The sequence below is a fragment of the Sphingomonas sp. CCH9-F2 genome (genome assembly GCF_001556735.1).
Taxonomy (GTDB): domain Bacteria; phylum Pseudomonadota; class Alphaproteobacteria; order Sphingomonadales; family Sphingomonadaceae; genus Sphingomonas; species Sphingomonas ginsenosidimutans.
The window spans coordinates 1-5,412 of record NZ_LSJO01000195.1 but is presented as its reverse complement, the minus strand read 5'-3'; the positions used below and the strand labels follow the sequence as shown (position 1 = coordinate 5,412).

The 5,412-nt window shown below is 73.5% G+C and carries 4 protein-coding genes; 3 read left to right on the top strand and 1 reads right to left on the bottom strand.

Translation table 11 applies throughout. The features are described 5' to 3' along the window. A partial coding sequence (locus tag AX685_RS05740; protein WP_197418505.1) for a S24 family peptidase occupies positions 1–321 on the top strand: 321 nt, incomplete at its 5' end. A gap of 6 nt (positions 322–327) precedes the next feature. On the opposite strand, the gene AX685_RS21445 is transcribed toward AX685_RS05740, so the two are convergent. Continuing rightward, positions 328–504, bottom strand: coding sequence for a hypothetical protein (locus AX685_RS21445; RefSeq protein WP_156445694.1), 177 nt, complete (start codon positions 502–504; stop codon positions 328–330). A gap of 151 nt (positions 505–655) precedes the next feature. Between AX685_RS21445 and AX685_RS05735 the strand changes: the two genes are divergently transcribed. Together AX685_RS05735 and AX685_RS05730 are read left to right on the top strand one after the other, a co-directional pair. Next, complete coding sequence (locus tag AX685_RS05735; RefSeq protein WP_066486317.1) at positions 656–2,659, top strand: autotransporter assembly complex protein TamA; 2,004 nt, start codon at positions 656–658, stop codon at positions 2,657–2,659. Then, positions 2,656–5,412, top strand: a 2,757-nt coding sequence (locus AX685_RS05730; RefSeq protein ID WP_066486314.1) for a hypothetical protein, incomplete at its 3' end; no start/stop codon positions are given. The genes AX685_RS05735 and AX685_RS05730, both read left to right, overlap by 4 nt.

Below are 5,412 nucleotides of genomic sequence, written 5' to 3'. Positions count from 1 at the left end.
GGCGCCACGCCGTGCGTGCGCAGCAACGCGCGCGGCGTGGCGCCAGGTCAGGCGTCGCTGATCACCGTCGCGGGCGATTCGATGGTGCCGACGCTATGGGACGGCGACCGCTTGCTGGTGAACGAGAGCGACCGCACGGTGCCGCCGGGCGGCGCGGTGTTCGTGATCCGTAGCGACGACGGCGTGGCGGTGAAGCGGGTGCGGCGCGCGGGTGCGATGGTCGAGATCGTCAGCGACAACGCCGCCTATCCCGTGCGGGTCCGTCCGGCGGCGGAGGTGACCGTGATCGGGCGGGCGCGGCTGCTGCTGCGCGATCTGTAGCCGGACCTACAGCCGCGCGTTGCGCCACCACATCGCGACCGCGATCGCCGATCCGATCGCCAGCCCGGTGAGGAAGCCGATTGACGGTTGCCGCGCGACCAGCCCCCCGACCGTGCCGAACAGCGCGCCCAGCGCGACGAAGATGCCGCCGGCGGCGGGGGTGCGGTAAGGGGGACGGGCCATGACCGCGCCCAGATGGCATGGCGCGCGGCCCCGCGCCAGTGCGCTGTCGAACCGAGGCGACGCGGTGGGGCGTGCCGGCGGCGCGCCCTTGCGCCGGCGGGGGCGGTTTTGGCCCCTTCTGCTGGCCCGCGCCACCGGCTAGACGAGGGTAATGGAGCCGGACGCGGGGCGGCGTGGCGCGGTGCTGCGCGTCACGACCGGCATGATGATCGCAAATCTGACGATCGTGGGATGCGCCGCTGCGGCACAGGTGCCCGCGGCGGCCCCGTCGTCGTCGCTGCTGTCGTCACCCCCGGCGACGGCCGGCGGGATGGAGATCGACCCCGATTCGCCGCTGGCGCCGCTGCCCGATATCGGCGTCGACTGGCCCGATCTGCCGGTACAGCCGGCCGCATCCGCCCCCGTCGCCACACAGCGCGCGGTGGCGGCGAGCACGCGCTACGACTGGCGGATCGACGGGATCGACGGCGTCGCATCGCCGCTGCTGCGCGACCGGTTCCGCGAATTGTCGGTGCTGGCGGGCAATGACGGCAAGGAAGCGAACGCCGCGCAGCTCGACCGGCGCGCCCGGCAGGACGCCGAACTGCTGCTGACGCTGCTGAAGGGCGAGGGCTATTACGACGCGGTGGTGACGACGGGCGTGGAGGCCGCCGAGCGTCGCCCGGTGATCGTCCTGACCGCGGTGCCGGGCGCGCTGTACCGCTTTTCGGGCGTCACGCTGGCGGGGGTGGAGCAGGCGGGGGCGAAGGCGGACGCGCTGGACAAGGCGTTCGCGGTGGGGGCGGGCGATGCCGTCAACGCCGATGCCGTCGCCGAGGCGACCGCGAATCTGCGCGTTCGTGCCGGAGAGGAGGGGTTCCCATTTGCGACGGTGGGCGAGCCGGACGTGGTGGTCGATCGCGCGGCGCGCACCGCGACGCTGCAGCTGGACGTCGCGCCGGGCACCGCCCGCCGTTTCGGCACGATCACCGCCAATGCGAACAACCGCGTGTTCGACGCCGCGCACGTGCAGGAGATCGCGCGCTTCCGCCCCGGCCAGCCCTATGAGGCATCGCAGGTCGACGACCTGCGCCGCGCGCTGATCCAGACCGGGCTGGTCGCCACCGCGGACGTGACGCCGGTGCCCGGCAAGGCGCCCGACACGGTCGATATCGCCGTCCGCCTGTCGCCCGCGCCGCCGCGCACCGTCGCGGGCGAGCTGGGCTATGGCACCGGCGAGGGCGCGCGCGCGGAGGTCAGCTGGACGCACCGCAACCTGTTCCCGCCCGAAGGCGCGCTGACGCTGCGCGGCGTGCTGGGCACCGGCGAGCAGCTGGGCCAGATCACCTATCGCCGCAACAACTTCCGCGGGCGCGACCGGGTGCTGACCGGCCAGTTCGCGATCGCGCACCTGCTGCGCGATGCCTATGAAGCGAACACGCTGTCTCTGTCGGCGACGCTGGAACAGCAGACGACGATCTTCTTCCAGAAGGCGTGGACCTGGTCGCTGGGCGGCGAGCTGGTGGCGACCGACGAGCGCGACGTGGACGCCTCGACCGGGCAGCCGCGGCGGCGCACCTTCCTGATCGGCGCTTTGCCGACCAGCCTGGGTTACGACGGGTCGGACGATCTGCTGAACCCGACGCGCGGTTTCCGGCTGTCGGGGCGTGCCAGCCCCGAACTGTCGCTGCAGGGATCGGTGTTCGGCTATACCCGCGTGCAGGTCGACGCCAGCGCGTACCAGCCACTGACCAGCCGCGCGATTCTGGCCGGGCGGATCCGGCTGGGTACGATCCTGGGCGCACCGCGCGACCAGATCGCGCCGTCGCGGCGCTTCTACGCCGGCGGCGGCGCGTCGGTGCGCGGCTACGGCTTCCAGTCGATCGGCCCGCGCGATCCCAACAACGATCCGATCGGCGGGCGCAGCCTGGCCGAATTCGCGATCGAGGCGCGGGTGAAGGCGTTCGGCAATTTCGGCGTGGTGCCGTTCCTGGACGGCGGCAACATCTACACCGGCGGTGCGCCCGATTTCAGCGGCTTCCGCTACGGCGCGGGGCTGGGCGTGCGCTATTATTCCAGCTTCGGCCCGATCCGCGTCGACGTCGGCACCCCGCTGAACCCGCAGCCCGGCGACAGCCGGATCGCGGTGTACGTGTCGCTGGGGCAGGCGTTTTGAGGCGCGCGCTGCGCCATGGGGGGCGGATCGCGCTGGCGATCGTCGCGGCGCTCGCGGCACTGGTCGTCGCGATCGGCATCGGCATCGACACCGATGTCGGGCACCGGCTGGTCGCCGACCGGATCAACGCGCTGGCGCCCGCCAACGGGCTGCGGTTCCGCGTCGGGCGGATCGACGGATCGCTGTACGGCCGTGCGCAGCTGGTCGACGTGCGGATGTACGATCCGCAGGGGCTGGTGCTGACGATCCCGCGCGCCGCGCTCGACTGGCGGCCATGGGCGTGGTGGGACGACCGGCTGGAGATCCGCAGCCTCGATGTGCCGCTGGCGGTGCTGGTGCGGCTGCCGAAGACGCGCGATACCGGGCGCAGCGGGCCGATCCTGCCGCGGTTCGACATCGTCATCGGGCGGCTGGCGATCGACCGGCTGGTGCTGGGGCGCGGCGTCACCGGCGTGGCGCGCAGCGGGCGCGTGCGCGGCGCCGCCGACATTCGGGACGGCCATGCGGTGGTTCGCCTCGCCGGGGCGATCGCGGGCAGCGACACGCTGGCGCTGCGGATCGATTCGCGTCCCGACGACGGGCGGTTCGATATCGACGCGCAGGCGCGCGGCATCGCCGGTGGCCTGCTGTCGCGGATCACCGGCGCGGGCGAGGCGGTGGCGCTGGACGTCGGCGGAGACGGCGGCTGGCGCGCGTGGCAGGGGCGCGCGGTGGCGCAGGTGGGGACGACGCGGATCGCCGATCTGGCGCTGTCGAACCGCAGCGGCGACTATACCTTGGTCGGCACGCTGGAACCGCAGCGGATCGCCAAGGGCAAGCTGAAGTCGCTGACCGCGCCGCGCGTCACGGTGAACGGCGGCGCGACCTTCGCGAACCGGCGGCTGGACGGGCAATTGTCGCTGCGGTCCGCCGCGCTGGCGGTCGAGGCGCGCGGCGTCGTCGATCTGGCGAAGAGCGCGTTCGGCAACGTCAAGCTGGAGGCGCGACTGCTGCGCCCGGAGGCGCTGTTCCGCAACATGCGCGCCACCGACATGCGCCTGCGCGCGATCCTGGACGGCAATTTCCGCGCGTTCCGCTTCGACTATCGCATCACCGCGCCGCGCTTCGCCTTCGACAACACCGGGTTCGAACAGGCGCGCGCGGCGGGGCGCGGGCGCTGGTCGAACAGCCCGGTGGCGGTGCCGGTGCGCTTCACCGCCGCGCGCGTCACCGGGGTGGGTGACGTGGCGGGGGGCATATTGCGCAACCTGTCGCTGGACGGCGTGCTGCGTGTGACGTCGCGGATGGTGACCGGCGACGACCTGGCGCTGCGATCCGACAAACTGACCGGGCGTGTCGGGTTGCAGGTCGATCTGCGCACCGGCGAATATGACGTCGGCCTCACCGGCGCGCTGGGCCGCTATCTGATCCCCGGACTGGGCGTGGTCGACGTCCAGTCGCGGTTGCGCGTCGTCCCCGGCGCGGGGCGCAAGGGGACGCGCGTGGTCGGGCGCGGCACCGCGCAGATGGTGCGGCTGGACAATGCGTTCTTCCGCTCGCTGGCGGGCGGGTTGCCGCGGATCGAGACCGGGCTGGAGCGGACCCCCGACGGCATCCTGCATTTCACCGCGCTGACGCTGACCGCGCCCGATATCCGCCTGACCGGCAACGGCTATCGCCGCCGCGACGGCACGTTCCATTTCGAGGGCGCCGGGCGCCAGCGCAGCTATGGCCCGGTGCAACTGGTGCTGGACGGGCGGATCGAAAAGCCGACGATCGACCTGATCTTCCAGCGACCCAACGACACGCTGGGTTTGCGCGACGTGCGGGCGCATCTGGACCCGAACCCGGCCGGCTTCGCCGTCGTGGCGGGCGGCGGATCGCGGCTGGGGCCGTTCACGGCCGCGGGGCAGATCGTGCTTCCGCCGGGCGGCGGGCAGGCGCGGATCGACATCGCGCGGCTGGACGTCAGCGGGACGCGCGCGACCGGCGCGCTGGATATCGTGCCGGGCGGGTTCCGCGGGCGGATGGCGATCGCGGGCGGCGGGCTGTCGGGCGCGCTGGATCTGGCGCCGGTCGGCGATGTGCAGCGGATCGCGGGACGGATCGCCGCGCGCGGCGCGCGCGTCGGCACCGGCGTGACGGTGCGGCAGGCGACGCTCGACTTCGCCACGTTGCTCGATCCGGCGGGGGCGAAGACCGAGGCGACGGTGACCGGCACCGGCCTGCGCCACGGGACGCTGTCGCTGGCGCGCTTCGCCGGCAACGTGCGGCTGGTGGGCGAGACGGGGGAGGTGCGCGCCTCGATCGCCGGATCGCGCGGCGTCGGCTTCCAGATCCAGACCGTGGCGCAGCTTGCCCCCGACGGCTGGACGGTCCGCGCGCAGGGGACGCTGGGGCAGCGCCCGATCCGGCTGGAGACGCCCGCGGTGCTGCGCCGCGACGGCGATGCGTGGGTGCTGTCGCCGACGCGGCTGACCTTCGCAGGGGGCGAGGCGACGCTGGCGGGTCGGTTCGGCGAGGGCGACATGGCGGTGACCGGCAAGCTCGGCAACCTGCCGTTGGCGGTGCTCGACATCGGCTATGCCGGGCTGGGGCTGGGCGGCAATGCCAGCGGGACGTTCGATCTCGCCGCGCGCGGCGTTTCGCCGCCGACGGGGCGGGTCAACCTGACCGTGCGCGGGCTGACGCGATCGGGGCTGCTCACCTCGTCCGCGCCGATCGACCTGGCGGTGGCCGGCGTGCTGACCCCGGCGCAGGCGGGGGTGCGGCTG

Excerpts from the sequence above, each read along its gene's own strand:
- AX685_RS21445 (WP_156445694.1), bottom strand. The coding sequence starts at position 504 with ATGGCCCGTCCCCCTTACCGCACCCCCGCCGCCGGCGGCATCTTCGTC.
- AX685_RS05735 (WP_066486317.1), top strand. The coding sequence starts at position 656 with ATGGAGCCGGACGCGGGGCGGCGTGGCGCGGTGCTGCGCGTCACGACC.